The organism is Belliella filtrata, assembly GCF_022549775.1.
In the GTDB taxonomy this organism is placed as follows: domain Bacteria; phylum Bacteroidota; class Bacteroidia; order Cytophagales; family Cyclobacteriaceae; genus Belliella; species Belliella filtrata.
On sequence record NZ_JAKZGP010000011.1, the window covers coordinates 40,610 to 55,443 of the forward strand.

At 37.6% G+C, this 14,834-nt stretch carries 15 protein-coding genes; 9 read left to right on the forward strand and 6 right to left on the reverse strand.

Annotated elements, in window-relative coordinates; all coding sequences use genetic code 11:
• Positions 1–7: 7 nt before the first annotated feature.
• The 3 genes from MM239_RS06445 to MM239_RS06455 all read left to right on the forward strand — a co-directional run bounded on the left by MM239_RS06445 (position 8) and on the right by MM239_RS06455 (position 1,590).
• The gene (locus tag MM239_RS06445; protein ID WP_241347384.1) at positions 8–199 is read left to right on the forward strand and encodes a DUF6728 family protein; all 192 of its coding nucleotides are present in this window, start codon (positions 8–10) and stop codon (positions 197–199) included.
• 87 nt (positions 200–286) lie between these two features.
• Positions 287–640: an MmcQ/YjbR family DNA-binding protein gene (locus MM239_RS06450; protein ID WP_241347385.1), complete on the forward strand. Its 354-nt coding sequence runs from the start codon at positions 287–289 to the stop codon at positions 638–640.
• Positions 637–1,590, forward strand: a complete 954-nt coding sequence (locus MM239_RS06455) for an ABC transporter ATP-binding protein (protein ID WP_241347386.1) — start codon at positions 637–639, stop codon at positions 1,588–1,590. The genes MM239_RS06450 and MM239_RS06455 overlap by 4 nt, the downstream gene beginning before the upstream one ends.
• 84 nt (positions 1,591–1,674) lie before the next feature.
• On the opposite strand, the gene MM239_RS06460 is transcribed toward MM239_RS06455, so the two are convergent.
• The 5 genes from MM239_RS06460 to MM239_RS06480 all read right to left on the reverse strand — a co-directional run bounded on the left by MM239_RS06460 (position 1,675) and on the right by MM239_RS06480 (position 7,632).
• Complete coding sequence (locus MM239_RS06460; protein WP_241347387.1) at positions 1,675–2,199, reverse strand: FKBP-type peptidyl-prolyl cis-trans isomerase; 525 nt, start codon at positions 2,197–2,199, stop codon at positions 1,675–1,677.
• Positions 2,200–2,371: 172 nt separating this feature from the next.
• A complete protein-coding gene (locus tag MM239_RS06465) occupies positions 2,372–2,689 on the reverse strand; it encodes a hypothetical protein (RefSeq protein WP_241347388.1) in 318 nt (105 codons plus the stop codon).
• A 160-nt stretch (positions 2,690–2,849) separates the two neighbouring features.
• Positions 2,850–5,624 (reverse strand): leucine--tRNA ligase, encoded by a 2,775-nt coding sequence (gene leuS, locus MM239_RS06470; RefSeq protein WP_241347389.1) that lies wholly within the window; start codon positions 5,622–5,624, stop codon positions 2,850–2,852.
• A gap of 91 nt (positions 5,625–5,715) precedes the next feature.
• Positions 5,716–6,675: a hypothetical protein gene (locus MM239_RS06475; protein ID WP_449495060.1), complete on the reverse strand. Its 960-nt coding sequence runs from the start codon at positions 6,673–6,675 to the stop codon at positions 5,716–5,718.
• 57 nt (positions 6,676–6,732) lie between these two features.
• A complete protein-coding gene (locus MM239_RS06480) occupies positions 6,733–7,632 on the reverse strand; it encodes a mechanosensitive ion channel family protein (protein ID WP_241347390.1) in 900 nt (299 codons plus the stop codon).
• Positions 7,633–7,794: 162 nt separating this feature from the next.
• Here MM239_RS06480 and MM239_RS06485 point away from each other — a divergent pair, with 162 nt between their 5' ends.
• From MM239_RS06485 to MM239_RS06500, 4 genes are all read left to right on the forward strand, one after another.
• Positions 7,795–9,336 carry a bifunctional GNAT family N-acetyltransferase/carbon-nitrogen hydrolase family protein gene (locus MM239_RS06485; RefSeq protein ID WP_241347391.1) on the forward strand — a complete coding sequence of 514 codons (1,542 nt, stop codon included), beginning with the start codon at positions 7,795–7,797 and terminating at the stop codon, positions 9,334–9,336.
• Positions 9,337–9,338: 2 nt separating this feature from the next.
• Positions 9,339–9,887: a KdsC family phosphatase gene (locus tag MM239_RS06490; RefSeq protein WP_241347392.1), complete on the forward strand. Its 549-nt coding sequence runs from the start codon at positions 9,339–9,341 to the stop codon at positions 9,885–9,887.
• A 2-nt stretch (positions 9,888–9,889) separates the two neighbouring features.
• Positions 9,890–10,735, forward strand: a complete 846-nt coding sequence (gene kdsA, locus MM239_RS06495; RefSeq protein WP_241347393.1) for a 3-deoxy-8-phosphooctulonate synthase — start codon at positions 9,890–9,892, stop codon at positions 10,733–10,735.
• A 210-nt stretch (positions 10,736–10,945) separates the two neighbouring features.
• Entirely contained in the window at positions 10,946–12,631 is a 1,686-nt protein-coding gene (locus tag MM239_RS06500; protein WP_241347394.1) for a L,D-transpeptidase family protein, read from the forward strand.
• On the opposite strand, the gene MM239_RS06505 is transcribed toward MM239_RS06500, so the two are convergent.
• Positions 12,620–13,330 (reverse strand): murein L,D-transpeptidase catalytic domain family protein, encoded by a 711-nt coding sequence (locus MM239_RS06505; protein WP_241347395.1) that lies wholly within the window; start codon positions 13,328–13,330, stop codon positions 12,620–12,622. The genes MM239_RS06500 and MM239_RS06505 overlap by 12 nt on opposite strands.
• A 303-nt stretch (positions 13,331–13,633) precedes the next feature.
• Here MM239_RS06505 and MM239_RS06510 point away from each other — a divergent pair, with 303 nt between their 5' ends.
• Together MM239_RS06510 and folE are read left to right on the forward strand one after the other, a co-directional pair.
• A complete protein-coding gene (locus MM239_RS06510) occupies positions 13,634–14,044 on the forward strand; it encodes a 6-pyruvoyl trahydropterin synthase family protein (RefSeq protein ID WP_241347396.1) in 411 nt (136 codons plus the stop codon).
• On the forward strand, positions 14,004–14,699 hold the full coding sequence (gene folE / locus MM239_RS06515; protein WP_241347397.1) for a GTP cyclohydrolase I FolE: 696 nt from the start codon (positions 14,004–14,006) through the stop codon (positions 14,697–14,699). The genes MM239_RS06510 and folE overlap by 41 nt, the downstream gene beginning before the upstream one ends.
• Positions 14,700–14,834: the final 135 nt, after the last annotated feature.

The following is a 14,834-nucleotide window of genomic DNA, read 5'->3' on the forward strand; positions in this document are numbered from 1 at the left end:
AAAGATTATGGGAAATAGTAAGTTAAAGGAGTTCTTTCAATTAGGTGAGTTGGGGAATTATTTTGTTAGGGTATTCCAAAAACCTGATCCAAATCAAAAATCGAATTTCAACCTGAGGATGATGCATGGGATCAATAAGATTTCCATTCTGATGTTTTTGGCGGCGATTATTATTTGGATTTTGAAGAGAGTACTTTGATAATTCTTTAGGGATAAACCACTTGTGTTGAACATTCAAAATGTTAACTTCATTGTTTTGTAAGTGTATTTTAATCAGTAAATCACATTGGAAATCTTAGCTTTCAGATCATATTGCCTTGACAAACCTGGCGTTACAGAAGATACACCCTTTGATGAAGATACGCTTTGTTTCAAAGTTGGTGGGAAAATATTTGCAATTGTTGACATCACAAAGTTCGAAAGTGTCAATTTGAAATGTGACCCAGAACAAGCGATAGAGCTGAGAGAAATGTACGAAGCAGTGTCTCCAGGATACCATATGAATAAAAAGCACTGGAATACGATTGTTTTCAACAGTGATTTGCCAGATTCTAAACTTTTGCAGTGGGTGGATCATTCTTATAATTTAGTATATAACAGTCTGACGAAAAGACTGAAACTAGAAATAGCTTCAAAATGAGTTTTCTGGAAATCAAAGCTGTCAGTAAAGCTTATCAAAAAGGGAATGAAGTAGTTCATGATTTTTCGCTATCTCTCGAAAAGGGAAAAGTACTCTCACTAGTCGGTGAGAGTGGATCTGGCAAAAGTACCTTGCTTAGAATTGTAGCTGGTCTAGAAAATATGGATGCTGGAAAGGTTACGATAGGCGACCTTGTTGTACAAAACCCAAAAGAACGGTTAGTGCCTGGCTATGATGAAGTGCAGCTTGTTTACCAAGAATACCAGCTTTATCCAAATTCTACAGTAGAGGAGAATATAGCTAGACCATTGATACAGTATGATAAAGCTTACAGAAAGGAGAGGGTAGCGCATTTGTTGAAAATGCTGAGATTAGAGCCTTTTAAAGACACTTTGCCTAGGAACTTATCTGGTGGACAGCAACAAAAAGTTGCCATTGGTAGGGCCTTGAGTCTTGAGCCAGAGGTTTTACTTTTAGATGAGCCATTTTCTTCTTTGGATGGTATTCAGCGGAGGGAGTTGATTGGAGAACTAAAGGAGATGTTTGAATCTTTGCGTGTCACTGTGCTTTTTGTGACCCATGATTTGGATGATGCATTGCAAATGACCAACGACTTAGCGATCATGCAAGGAGGTAAATTGATTCAAAGAGGCACTCCTGAAGAGGTGTTTTCGAAGCCAAACAATATGTATGCTGCCAAGCTTTTTAGCCATTTGAATGAGCTTCCAGAAAAGGATAAAACTTTTGTTAGGCCTTCAGATTTGGAGATTTATAAGCGTAAAGGTTTGTCTGCGAAGGTAGTGGATAAGCAATACTTAATTCACTTTGATCAACTGACACTTCAATTGAAAGATGGGACAATATGGAAAGCGGAAGATAAAAAAAGGTCTTTCAAAATTGGAGATCGGGTTTACTTGAAGTGGTTAGAGAAAAATGAGATCTCTTTTTAACACATTGAAAGAAGTATCACTGACTTTGGAATCAATTTTTGGACTTTTGAAAATTGATTCCAAAGTCAGTGATCATTTTTTAAATCAATGCTGATGTCCATGCTCACCATGAACATGTCCATGGGCAATTTCTTCTGCAGTAGCTTCTCTTACTTCGTGGATTTCTCCTTCAAAATGCAAATCGAAGCCTACAAGAGGGTGGTTGAAGTCCAATAGTACCTCTTCTCCAAGGTCTTTTAATACTTTTGCTTGCATTTGATAGCCATTTTCATCTACCAATGGTAAGAAATTACCTTCTTCTAGCATACTTGCTTCAAATCCTCTTTCTTGGGAAAACTGATCCTTAGGCAAAGCCATGATCATGTCGTCGTCCGCCTTTCCATAAGCCTCTTCAGCTGTCAAGGTAAACTCAAAGGATTCTCCTTGCTTCTTTCCAGCCAACAACTCTTCAAATTTTTCTGGTAAGCCACTATTTCCGAATAGGAAATAAAAAGGGTCTTCCTCATCTCTTACTTCTACACTAAATGGGGCAGATTCTACTTCTTCCTCCTCTTTGCTTACTTTTAGCTCGTAAGTTAGTCCTACAATTGTATTCTGAGTGATTTTCATCTTTTTGGATTTTGTTTTTTTTCAATGGCAAAGGCTAATCTAAATCAGAATTGCCTAAATAATTTCTTGACTTGAGAATAACCGAGATAGACAATGCCTATCCCTTTTTTGATTACATCTGCGGAACAAAGGTACGTTTATTTTTTGGTGGAACGGGAATTCAAAAAAAGCATTACTTAAATGCACCATTGAACATCATTAGAAAAATACTCATCATACTCAATACAAAGCTAAGAAATACTAGTCCATGCTTTCGTTTGAATATCCCATATATAGCAAGTCCCAAAATTCCAGTGAATATGAGGCCAAAAGTGAGTGTGTTCCAAAGATATAGGTCTAAGCTGTTGTGGTAGTAAGGTGCATCAGGATTGCCAGTTTGTAGCTGTATTTTCTCACCAAAGAAAAAAGCACCTATAAACTCTCTAAGGTATGCATAAGCAAAAATTCCAGAGGATAGGCAGGCAGCGATGTTGATGAAAATTTTGTTCATTTTGTTTTTGTTCTTTCATCACTACTTTAGCGATGCACATCAAGCCAAATAAATGGAGTGTGTAATGTTCCGACCTATTTTTGACAACATGGAGTCTCAAATAGGTCGGGCATAATTGACTTTATATAGCTGATTTATTTTTGATTAATGATTAGCGACATTAGATAACAATATTCACTATTTTCCCTGGTACCACGATCATTTTTTTAGGCGCTTTACCCTCAAGCCACTTTTGGACTGTTTCATCCTCAAGTGCAGCTTTTTCAATTTCTTCCTTGCTGAGGGAAAGGGATAAACTTAGTTTTGTTCGCATTTTACCATTGACAGAAACTGGGTACTCATGACTACTTTCTACCAAGTAGGATTCGTTGAACACTGGGAATGCTGCTTCCACTATTGAATTCTCATGACCTAATAGCGACCACAACTCTTCAGCAACATGAGGGGCATATGGTGAAATGATCACTGCCAATGGTTCTAATATTTCCCTCTTATTACATTTCAAAGCGGATAACTCATTTACACAAATCATAAATGAAGCTACCGAAGTGTTGAATGAGTAATTGTCTAAATCTTCTTTGGTTTTTTTGATGGTCTTATGAAGTGTTTTCAACTCTTCAGGACTTGCTTTATCATTTGAGACAGCTACATTGCCTTGGTTATCATGATACAATTTCCAAAGTTTTTTAAGAAACTTAGAGACACCGTCTATCCCGTTAGTATTCCAAGGTTTGAACTGTTCTAGCGGTCCTAAAAACATCTCATAAAGCCTTAAGGTATCAGCCCCATATCTTTCGATAATGTCATCAGGGTTGACCACATTGTATTTTGATTTGGACATTTTCTCTACTTCTGATCCACAGATGTATTTTCCATCTTCAAGGATAAACGTAGCATCTACCAAGTCTGGCCTCCATGCGGTGAATTTCTCAAGGTTAAGCTGATCATTGTGCACAATATTCACATCCACATGCATGGCCGATGTGTCGTATTGATCTTTCAAACCATGACTTACAAACTTATTTGAACCTTTGATTCTGTAGACAAAGTTTGATCTTCCTTGGATCATTCCTTGGTTGATCATTTTTTGGAAAGGCTCTTCTATCGGGACAGTGCCAATATCGAACAAAAACTTGGTCCAAAATCTTGAGTAAAGCAAATGACCTGTGGCATGTTCAGCTCCTCCAATATACAAGTCTACAGCGCCCCAATATGCTGCTTTTTCGGATGATACAAATTCTTCAGAATTCTTTGGGTCCATGTAGCGGAAGAAGTACCAGCTAGATCCTGCCCAACCTGGCATTGTACTTTTTTCCAAAGGATAAGTTCCTGATGCTGTAGTGTATGTCCAGTTGGAAGCCCTGGCTAGTGGTGGCTCTCCATCCTCAGTAGGCAAGTACTTGTCCACTTCAGGCAAAACCAGCGGTAAGTCTTGCTCATTAATTAGGTACGGTAAGCCATCGTTGAAATATACTGGTAACGGTTCTCCCCAATATCTCTGGCGAGTGAATATCGCATCCCGCATCCTGTATTGAATCTTACCCTTTCCTATTTTATGCTCTTCCAAAAATGCAATAGCTTTATCCATAGCTTGCTGCATGGGTAAATTCGAAAGAAAGTCAGAGTTGATGATAGTGCCACCCTTGCCTGGAAAGGACCCGTTTTCCATACTTCCTTCGATTACCTGCCTGATTTCTAGATCAAAATGCTTTGCGAAATTGAAGTCTCTTTCATCATGCGCTGGAACAGCCATAACAGCTCCAGTTCCATAGCCAGCTAATACATAATCAGCAATCCAGATTTGGATCTCTTCTCCATTGAAGGGATTAATGGCATATGAGCCAGTGAATGCTCCTGAAATAGTTTTTACATCTGACATTCGGTCTCTTTCAGACCTGTTTTTTGCAGTTGCAATGTATTCATTTGCTATTTTCTCTTGATCTTTGGTGATAAGGTCAGCTACAAAATCATGCTCCGGCGCTAAAGCCAAATAAGTAACACCATAAATTGTATCTATTCTCGTGGTAAAAACTTTGATTTGCTTATCATGACCTTTTACTTGAAATACCATCTCTGCACCTTTGGACTTGCCAATCCAGTTTCTTTGCATTTCTTTGATAGGCTCATTCCAGTCCACTTTTTCCAATCCTTCCAAAAGTCTATCAGCATAGGCCGTGATCCTCATAGACCATTGCATCATTTTCTTACGCTCTACTGGATGTCCTCCTCTCTCTGAAAAACCGTCCTTGACTTCATCGTTACTTAATACTGTTCCCAAAGCCGCACACCAGTTTACAGTGGTTTCAGCCAAATAAGTTAACCTATATTTGAGAAGTGTTTTTTGCTTTTCTTCATCAGAAAAATTTTCCCAATCTTCCGCAGTGAAGTCGATAGTATCTTCATCACATACTGCATTCAAGCCAAGGTTCCCCGTGGTTTGAAACCTTTCGATTAGAGAGGAAATAGATTTTGCTTTGTTTTCTTCTTTGTCGTAATAACTGTTGAAAAGCTGCATGAATATCCACTGTGTCCATTTGTAGTAATCTTGGTTGGATGTTCGTACTTCTTTTTCCCAATCAAAAGCAAAACCAATGTTTTTAAGCTGCTCTGTATACCTTGTGATGTTTTCTTCTGTAGTGATTGCGGGATGCTGCCCTGTCTGAATTGCGTATTGCTCAGCGGGAAGTCCAAAGGAATCATAACCCATTGGGTGTAGGACGTTGAAGCCTTGCAATCTTTTGTACCTGGTGACGATATCAGAGGCTATATATCCTAATGGATGACCTACATGTAGCCCTGCTCCTGAAGGATAAGGGAACATGTCCAATGAATAGAATTTTGGTTTGTTAGGGTTTACTTTAGCGTTGAATACTTGGTTTTGTTCCCAGTATTGTTGCCATTTTTTTTCTATAACGGAAGGATTGTAATCGGCCATTTTTTTGAATAAAAGCTTAAATATTATCTAGTTGATTGCAAAAATAGAAAAAATAGGCATAAAAGACCTACCTGATAGTAAACCAATTTGATTACCAGAATCTGAATCGTTTTTCGTAAAGTCGATTTCTAAAAATCCAGTTGTCCCAAATGTCTGGTGATAGGTAGATTTCTAGTCCCACATTAAAGCTAAGATACCCGTCAAATCTTTCATCAAGTCCAGAACCTCTTCGGATTCTACCTCCATTTTGAAGGATTCTTTCGACGTCTGGTTCTCCATCTGATGTTAAGAAATTCGGGTTTCTGATGGCTAAACGAAGACGATCTGGGTTTGGCCCTTCTCCGAATGTGCCATAATCTCTTACCAAATCCAAATAAAATTCACTGACATTATATGCACTGATGTCATCCAAATAGTCAGTAAGTGTCCAACGGTAGTTCATTTCCAAGGTAAGATCCATGTACACATTCAACTTGTATTTTGCTCCAATGCCGGTCGGAAATACCATGACGTATTTATTGTATGGATTATTTTCCAATTGTAATGGTCTTAGGTCTATCCACTCATTTCTAAGCATCGCTTTAGGATTGTTGGAAGATACTCCTACTCCTGCAAATGCATACAGGTTAAAAAAGTTTCTAGTGATATTATATAGCTTCACAGGTTTCCAATGGTATTCACCTATGAGGGCAGCCTCTACATTTCTTGCTCTAAAGTGGAGGTTTCTAGGTATTCGATTCGCCCTTCTGTCTGAAGGAAGGTCTCCGCCAGAAATCTGATAGTAAGAAAAATCTGCCCTTGCTCTTAATCTTGTTCCAATCGTCCGTCTAATTGCAATATTACCATTCCAGTCAGGCTGTATCCCCTCATGGTATTTCCATAAAGAGTAGAGCTCTCCAAAATACTGTGTAGCACCACCTGAAAATGAGATAGACCAGGGCTCTTCAAATCTATACCTGTATAAACTTTGCGCAGAAGTGTGCCCGCCAATGAGGAATAGAAATCCAAAGGCAAGAAATGTCCCTAAATATTTTACAGTACTGTTTGACACAACTTATGGGGTGAAGGCTAGTGATCTTCAACAGGATTGTAAATAAAAGAAAAAACTTTAACTTTTCAATTTTTCTAATACAGATACTACATGAATATCTCGTTGAGGGAATGGGATTTCAATACCTTCTTGTGTGAACCTTTTAAAGATCTCGAAATATAATTGACTCTTAAGTACTTTGGGTTTGTTGATGTAGTCTGATGTCCACACCCTTAAGATGAAGTTCAAGCTGCTATCCTCAAACTCATCAAAGAGTACATCAGGAGCTGGTCTGCTTAATACACCTTCATTGGCTTCTGCGATTTCTATAAGTATTTTTCTGACTTTCTCGGGGTCTTCCTTATACGAAACGCCGACAGGGTAATTGAACCTGATATTGCGATCATTATGAGACCAGTTGATGACTTGACTATCTATAAATTGGCTATTTGGAACAATGACTGAAATGTTATCATTGGTGACTACCATGGTGGATCTAGCCGAAATTTTAACTACATCTCCTGAAATGTCTCCTACTTCTATCCTATCACCAATCTTGATGGGCTGTTCAAAAAGGATGATTAGACCTGAAATGAAATTGTTGGTAATATTTTGGAGACCAAAACCTATACCCACACCGAGTGCGCCAGCAAGGATGCCAAACGCACTTAAGTCTAGCCCAGTGGTCTGTAATATTGAAAAGACACCTGCAATGATGATAACATATTTGACAATTATACCCACCGATTGTCTGGTGCCTATTTCAATTCGGTATTTTGAAAGTACTTTATTAACCAGGATTTTTCTGATGAGTTCAGATACAAAAAAGAGAATGAAAACAGAGAAAATCAAAGTAATCAGAAGCCCTACTGTCAAGCTTGATTCACCAATGGAAAAAAGCTTAATGGTTAGAAAATCATTCATTATATCTAAAAAACCAGATATTTTCTCTTTTTTGAACGCAAGAATCTCATCCATAGCAAGTGCCTTAAAAATTTTTGAATAAGCAAAATACAATTTTAATTTTATAAATCAATTTGGCTAAATCTTTGTTCAATTATTTGCAAAATAAACTTTGGTTTCTATTCGAAGATGTGTCGAATTTGAAATAATTGATTGAATTTTATATAATTTTGTAATATGACTAAGCATAAAGAAGAGTTAGAGCATCGATTAAAGTTAAGAAATATAAAACTTTCTGATTATGATGATATTAGGGATATCATGGTCAGCATATACAAGGATCAGGGAGGAGCATGGACGAGGCAAGAGTTGAAAAATCAGATCAAAGCTTTCCCCGAGGGGCAAATTTGTATTGAAGATAATGGTAAGGTTGTAGCTGCAGCGTTGAGTTTGATAGTAGATTATGCCAAGTTTGGTGATAACCATACCTACGACCAAATCACAGGCTTTGGAAAGTTTGACACACATGATAATGATGGTGATACTTTATATGGCACAGATGTTTTTGTAGACAATGAATACAGAGGTATGCGGTTGGGACGAAGGCTATATGACGCCAGAAAAGAGCTTTGCGAAAACCTGAACCTAAGATCAATCATTGCGGGGGGAAGAATACCTGGCTATTCGAAGTATTATGATCAAATGACACCGAGGAAATACATTGATTTGGTGAAAAGTAAAGAGATATTTGATCCAGTGCTATCATTTCAATTAGCTAATGAGTTTCACGTAAGAAAAGTAATAACGAAATACTTGCCAGAAGATACGGATTCTAGAGCTTACGCGACCTTGCTGGAGTGGATCAATATTTATTATGAAAAAGATGAAAAGCTAATAGGTAACAAAAAGTCCATCGTAAGACTTGGCTTGGTGCAATGGAAGATGAGAAGGTTCAATAATGTGGATGACCTTATGCAACAAGTGGAATTTTTTGTTGATACCGTTTCAGGTTATAAGTCAGATTTTTGCTTACTTCCAGAGTTTTTTAATGCCCCGCTTTTAGCAGAGTTCAATGACATGCCCGCTTCTGAAGCGATCAGGAATTTGGCTGATTACACTGATGAAATCGTGAGTAGAATGAGAGATTTAGCTCTTTCATACAACGTGAATATCATCGCTGGTAGTATGCCTGAGTATGATGGTAAAAAACTAAGAAATGTGAGTTACCTTTGTAGAAGGGATGGCACGATAGATAAGCAATACAAGCTTCATATTACACCAGACGAACAATCATATTGGGGTCTACAAGGGGGAAATGGAATCAAAGTATTCGATACAGATGCAGGTAAAATTGGCATATTGATATGTTATGATGTGGAGTTTCCTGAGTTGGGCAGGATATTGGCAGAGCAAGAGATGGATATTTTGTTTGTGCCATTTTGGACAGATACCAAAAACGCTTACCTAAGGGTAAATACGTGTGCAAAGGCGAGGGCTGTAGAGAATGAGTGCTATGTAGCGATCACTGGATCAGTCGGGAATCTTCCGAGGGTAGAAAACATGGATATTCAATATTCACAAGCGGCAATTTACTCACCTTCAGATTTTTCTTTTCCTCACGACGCTACCGTAGCACAGGCTTCTGAAAATGCAGAAACAACTATAGTGGCGGATGTTGATTTGGATCTATTGACTAAGCAGCGCAAAGCAGGAAGTGTAAGGAATTTGGAACAAAGAAGGTTGGATTTGTATTCAGTTCAGCTAAAAAGAAAAAAATAAGCATGGAGAATTACCTTTCTGGACTGACAGAAGTTATTAAGTATAAGGCGCAAAAAATAAGGTTGATCATCACAGATGTGGATGGGGTATTGACAGATGGTGGAATTATATATGATGACAATCGGCTTGAATATAAAAAGTTCAACGTCAAGGATGGTTTGATAGTAAGACATTTGAGGAAAAATGGAATAATGGTGGGCGCAATCACTGGTAGAAAATCCAAAGTAGTAGAAGATAGGTGCGAGGAGTTGAAGTTTGATTTTCACTACCATGGTATCAAGGATAAAGGGAGAAAGCTTGCTGAGATTTTAGAAACTTTGGAGCTTGCCCTAGATGAAGTTGCCTATATTGGAGATGATTTGATAGATTTGCCTATCCTTTGTAAGGTAGGCTTGTCTGTAAGCCCTTCTGATGCTTTGCCATATGTTCAGCAAAAAGTAGACTTCGTATCAAGCAGAAAAGGTGGGTATGGAGTATTTAGAGAGGTTGGGGATGCTGTGTTGATTGCGAAGGGTTTAATGGATGAAATCATAGAAAACTTAGTAAAATAATCATGAATAGAAGTACCCAAAAGATGAAAATTACGGACGATGTGATTTTAGGGTCTGATAAGCCAGTTTTGTTTGCAGGGCCTTGTGCAGTAGAAAGTTATGATATTTGCATAGAGATTGGAAGTAAAGTAAAAAGCTTGGCTGAGAAGTTTGGTTTTTCCTATGTTTTTAAAGCTTCTTTTGATAAAGCGAATAGAACTTCCTCTGGCTCTTTTAGAAGTATAGGGATGGATAAGTCTTTAGAAGTTCTCCAAAGAGTAGGTTCAGCACTCGATGTTCCCTTGGTGACTGACATTCATGAAAGTTATCAAGCAGCAGAGGTAGCAGAAGTTGTTGATGTATTACAGATCCCAGCCTTTCTTTGTAGACAAACTGACTTACTTTTGGCAGCTGGTAATACCGGTAAAGCAGTTAAGATCAAAAGGGGGCAGTTTATGGCGCCAGAAGACATGCAATATGCAGTTTCAAAGGTTAGGTCCACTGGGAACGATAATGTTTGCTTGACAGAAAGAGGCTTCTCATTAGGGTATCACAACTTGGTGGTAGACATGAGAGGCTTACCTATTATGCGACAATTTTCGCCAGTGGTTTTTGATATCACGCACAGTGTTCAGCAGCCTGGAGGTCAAGGAGGTACAAGTGGCGGTCAGCGGGAGTTTGCTCCGATCTTAGCAAGAGCTGCGGCAGCAACAGGAATTGACGGGTTTTTTATAGAAACACATCCTGAACCAGCCAAAGCTTTGAGTGATGGACCAAATTTGATTCCATTAGATAAAATGGAAGGATTCTTAGAAATGCTTAAAGCTTCGTGGGAACTAGGTAGAAAGTTTCAAGACTTTAAAGTCTAAACAGGACTTAATGAAAAAAAGGCTGTTTCAAATTATGAGACAGCCTTTTTTGTGAATGTGCTGAGAATAAAATCTTAGGTTTTTGAAGGTTTTTGGCTATTTATTGATAAAATAAACATATACAAAAAACCATCTAAAGCGATCAACTTTGAAAAAACGGTACAAATAATGTTTAATAGTAAATATTAACTCAAAAAGGGTAAATAAATTATGAAGAATATTTTATTAAGTACATTGCTATTGATCTATATGTTTCCAGTGATGTCCCAAGATCGGACTGGCTCTGTGTCTTCTGTAATTAACAGCATTATAGAAGTGGATGATACAGAGAGGATAAAAAAGGTGGCAAATGAAGATTTGTTTAGTTCGGTAGTGATAAGAAAATTTTACAGTGACCGCACTTTTTTTCCAGCTTGGTCTGATGGAGATGTTTTTCCAGAGTTAGCTTATGAAATGCGCTATGAAATCAAGCAAGTTCAATTTGATGGGCTTAACCCTGAAGACTATCACCTTGGAGCTATTGATTTACTTTTTGAAAAATACGAAAGATCCAAGAAAGGGAAAGCTGAGTTTTTAGTTCATGATTATGCTAGTTTGGATGTGTTGCTTACAGATGCCTACATCATCATTTCGTCACACTTGTATTTAGGTAAAATCGATCCAGAAAACCTGAAGTCCTCATGGGATATCCAGAGATCCGCTCCTGAGCTAAAGATAGATGAAAGACTACATGAAGCAATTTTGCAACATAGTATTCGAAAGAGTCTTGAGGAACTGTATCCTTCATTTCAAGTATATAAAAAAATGAGGGATGCTTTGAGATTTCTATATGATGATCTGGCTAGGTGGCAGTCTGAATCTTCCGCCAATTGGAAAAAACTTAAGGTCGATAAGTCTATCAAAGTAGGTGATAGCTATAATCAGCTAGATCAAGTTAAAGAAAGATTGAGGTTTTGGGGCTACTTGGAGGACTTGCCTTTGGAAAGTTCGAAGGTTTATGATTCGTTACTTGTACCAGCGATCACCAAGCTTCAAATAAGGCATGGTATGGAGCCGGATGGTGTGATAGGTCAGGGAACAATCCATGCACTCAATCAGACACCAGATGATCTTATCGAGACAGCAAGGGTAAATATGGAGAGATTTAGATGGCTACCTAGAGATGTAAAAGACCAAGAAGTGATTTTAGTAAATACTGCAAATTTTCAATTGGACTATATCTCAAAAAGGGATACAATTCTTAGTTCGAAAGTGATTGTAGGCAAAAGTTACCATGCTACCCCGCAGTTTAGTGCAGAAATGTCTTACATGGTTTTCAGTCCAACCTGGACCATTCCGAACTCAATTACTAGAAATGAGATCATTCCTGCAGTGAAGAAAGATATTGGTTATCTTAATAGCAAAAACATGAAAGTATTGACTTCTGATGGGAAAGAGGTGGATCCGCAAAGTATTGATTGGCAAAAGGCTAATGGGAAAAACTTCCCTTATTTGGTAAGGCAAGAACCAGGTGAACAAAACTCCCTTGGATTGGTGAAATTTATGTTCCCTAACAAGCATAGTGTATATATTCATGATACACCAGCGAGAAGTTTATTCGCCCGTGAAGATAGAGCGCTTAGCCATGGTTGTATTAGGATTCAGCGGCCAGTAGATTTTGCAAAAGTATTACTGAAGCACGATAGTGCATGGACGGATGAAAAGATCAAAGAATCAATGAATAAGTCCAAAGAAGTGATCGTAAAACTAGACCGAAAGATTCCTGTGGTTATTTTATACATGACTTTTTGGTCGGATTCTCGCGGCAATAATTTCTTTAGAAAAGATATTTATGAAAGAGATAATGAAATTCTTCTGGCATTAAAGCAAACTCGTGGTAAGAAATCAGGCGTTTAAGATGGGGGATTTTAAAAGGTACTGTTCATCATTACCGAATATAAACAAGAGTGATTTATTCTTAATCAAATCAATCACCTTATTAGCTTCAGCCAAAGGGAGTGCTGGACAGCCTAGGCTTCGACCTAGTCTTCCTGTAGTTTTGATGAAATCTTCATTGGCGTATGCTGCGCCATGGATCACGATGGCTCTTTCTCTAGCGCTATCATTATATCCACTTTCTAATCCATCTAACCTCAATGAATAACCATGCTTGCCTTGATAGGTTTCTGCCGTTTTATAGAAGCCTAAGCTACTCTTATAAGAAGAGTTCGTATTTGAAAAAGACTTAGCCATTAAGTCTCCTGAGTTGCGACCATGTGACACATAGCCATGATGTAAAATTTCACCTGAGACCATATCTATGATCCAAAGTCTCTTTTGAGAAGATGGTAAAGTAAAGTCAATTACACTTAAAGGCTTCTCTAGGCTGATTTCCTTTTTCTCAACTAACTTCTGATAACCAGACATTCCGATCTCTAAAATGATTTCGTTAGGGAGGTCGATGTTTGAGTTGTTTGGATTCGAAAAAATCAAATCTGCATTGAAGCTCGCTACTGGATTGATTTCCTCATGGTGTGCGCGTAAGCTGTGTGCTGCAAAGAAATCGGAAAATAAACTTGAAGTAAGGAAGAATAGGGCTAGGGTGAATTTTTTCATTGACTATTTTAATTTCATTCTTTGTGTGACAAAGAAAGTGCTTGTTTGTCTAAAAGACAAGGATTCAATGGTTTAAGTTCCGGTGAAAATCAGGTAATAGGTTTCAAGTGTACTACTTTGCGTGGCATGGAACTGTTTTTGTTGATTTCTGTGTTAATTTGCGTGATCAAAATTCAATAAATATTGAAGCGGTGATAAATCTTTCTTGTTTTTTATCGCTTTATAAATCAATGCTTTGTAATTTTTGTTTAACAATTGATTCAAAAAAGTAAACAAAGCTTCCGAATTCAAGTTCTGATATCAATGAAAGTATCCGTATATAGAAAAGAGCATTTCAACGCTGCACATAGATTATTTAATCCAAATTGGACTGATGAAAAGAATCATGAAGTGTTTGGGAAATGTAATAATTCCAATTTTCATGGACATAATTACGAATTGATCGTAAAGCTAGTGGGAGAGATCGACCCTGACACTGGTTACGTATATGATATGAAAATATTGAGTGACCTGATCAAAGAAAAAATATTGAATAAGTTTGATCACAAAAACTTGAACCTGGATACTGAGGAGTTTAGAGAGATTAACCCAACAGCAGAAAATATAGCTGTAGTTGTTTGGAATATTTTAAGAAAAGAAATCGAGACAAAATACGACTTAATAGTTCGATTATATGAAACAGAAAGAAACTTTGTTGAATACGATGGCAATTAATGTGACACGTGACATTGACGAAATCGGGGATGAGCACGTGGGGACTTCATATGACACGCCGTTGAGAGAAGATGCATTTGAGATGGATGATGAGCTCAAGATTGAGCTTATTGAAAAGCATTTCAAAGAGATCATGCTCATTATGGGATTGGATTTGACTGATGATAGTCTGAAAGGAACTCCAAGAAGAGTTGCTAAGATGTATATCAAAGAGATTTTCAGTGGACTTAATCCAAAAAACAAGCCAGACGCAAAACTCTTTGAAAACAAGTACAAATACAATGAAATGCTTGTAGAAAAAGATATCACTTTCTTTTCAAATTGTGAGCATCACTTTGTACCTATATATGGAAAAGCACACGTTGCATACATTTCTAATGGAAGTGTAATTGGTTTGTCCAAAATCAACAGGATAGTTCAGTACTTTGCTAAGCGTCCTCAAGTACAAGAGCGGTTGACAATGCAAATAGGTAATGAGTTAAAAGAAGTATTGGGAACCGATGACGTAGCGGTAGTGATAGACGCAAATCACATGTGTGTGTCTTCGCGAGGAATCAATGATGTCAATAGTTCTACCGTTACTTCTTATTATAGTGGTAAGTTCGAAAAGGATGAGCAGTCAAGGAATGAGTTTATGAAGTACATCACTTTGTAACTTATAATATTGAAGCTGTAATTAGAATTTTACCCTAATTTTAGAGTAGCAGTGAGTTTTAAATCCCTGTTCAGATTCACATGAATTTGGAGAGGGATTTTTTAATTATATATCTTTTTTTTGTAAACATAGACA

Bases quoted from the DNA above. Each gene is read 5' to 3' on its own strand.
- MM239_RS06460 (WP_241347387.1), bottom strand. From the start codon at position 2,199: ATGAAAATCACTCAGAATACAATTGTAGGACTAACTTACGAGCTAAAA.
- kdsA (WP_241347393.1), top strand. From the start codon at position 9,890: ATGAATAGAAGTACCCAAAAGATGAAAATTACGGACGATGTGATTTTA.
- MM239_RS06465 (WP_241347388.1), bottom strand. From the start codon at position 2,689: ATGAACAAAATTTTCATCAACATCGCTGCCTGCCTATCCTCTGGAATT.
- MM239_RS06490 (WP_241347392.1), top strand. From the start codon at position 9,339: ATGGAGAATTACCTTTCTGGACTGACAGAAGTTATTAAGTATAAGGCG.
- MM239_RS06455 (WP_241347386.1), top strand. From the start codon at position 637: ATGAGTTTTCTGGAAATCAAAGCTGTCAGTAAAGCTTATCAAAAAGGG.
- folE (WP_241347397.1), top strand. From the start codon at position 14,004: ATGAAACAGAAAGAAACTTTGTTGAATACGATGGCAATTAATGTGACA.
- MM239_RS06505 (WP_241347395.1), bottom strand. From the start codon at position 13,330: ATGAAAAAATTCACCCTAGCCCTATTCTTCCTTACTTCAAGTTTATTT.
- MM239_RS06500 (WP_241347394.1), top strand. From the start codon at position 10,946: ATGAAGAATATTTTATTAAGTACATTGCTATTGATCTATATGTTTCCA.
- MM239_RS06480 (WP_241347390.1), bottom strand. From the start codon at position 7,632: ATGGATGAGATTCTTGCGTTCAAAAAAGAGAAAATATCTGGTTTTTTA.
- MM239_RS06445 (WP_241347384.1), top strand. From the start codon at position 8: ATGGGAAATAGTAAGTTAAAGGAGTTCTTTCAATTAGGTGAGTTGGGG.
- MM239_RS06510 (WP_241347396.1), top strand. From the start codon at position 13,634: ATGAAAGTATCCGTATATAGAAAAGAGCATTTCAACGCTGCACATAGA.
- MM239_RS06485 (WP_241347391.1), top strand. From the start codon at position 7,795: ATGACTAAGCATAAAGAAGAGTTAGAGCATCGATTAAAGTTAAGAAAT.
- leuS (WP_241347389.1), bottom strand. From the start codon at position 5,624: ATGGCCGATTACAATCCTTCCGTTATAGAAAAAAAATGGCAACAATAC.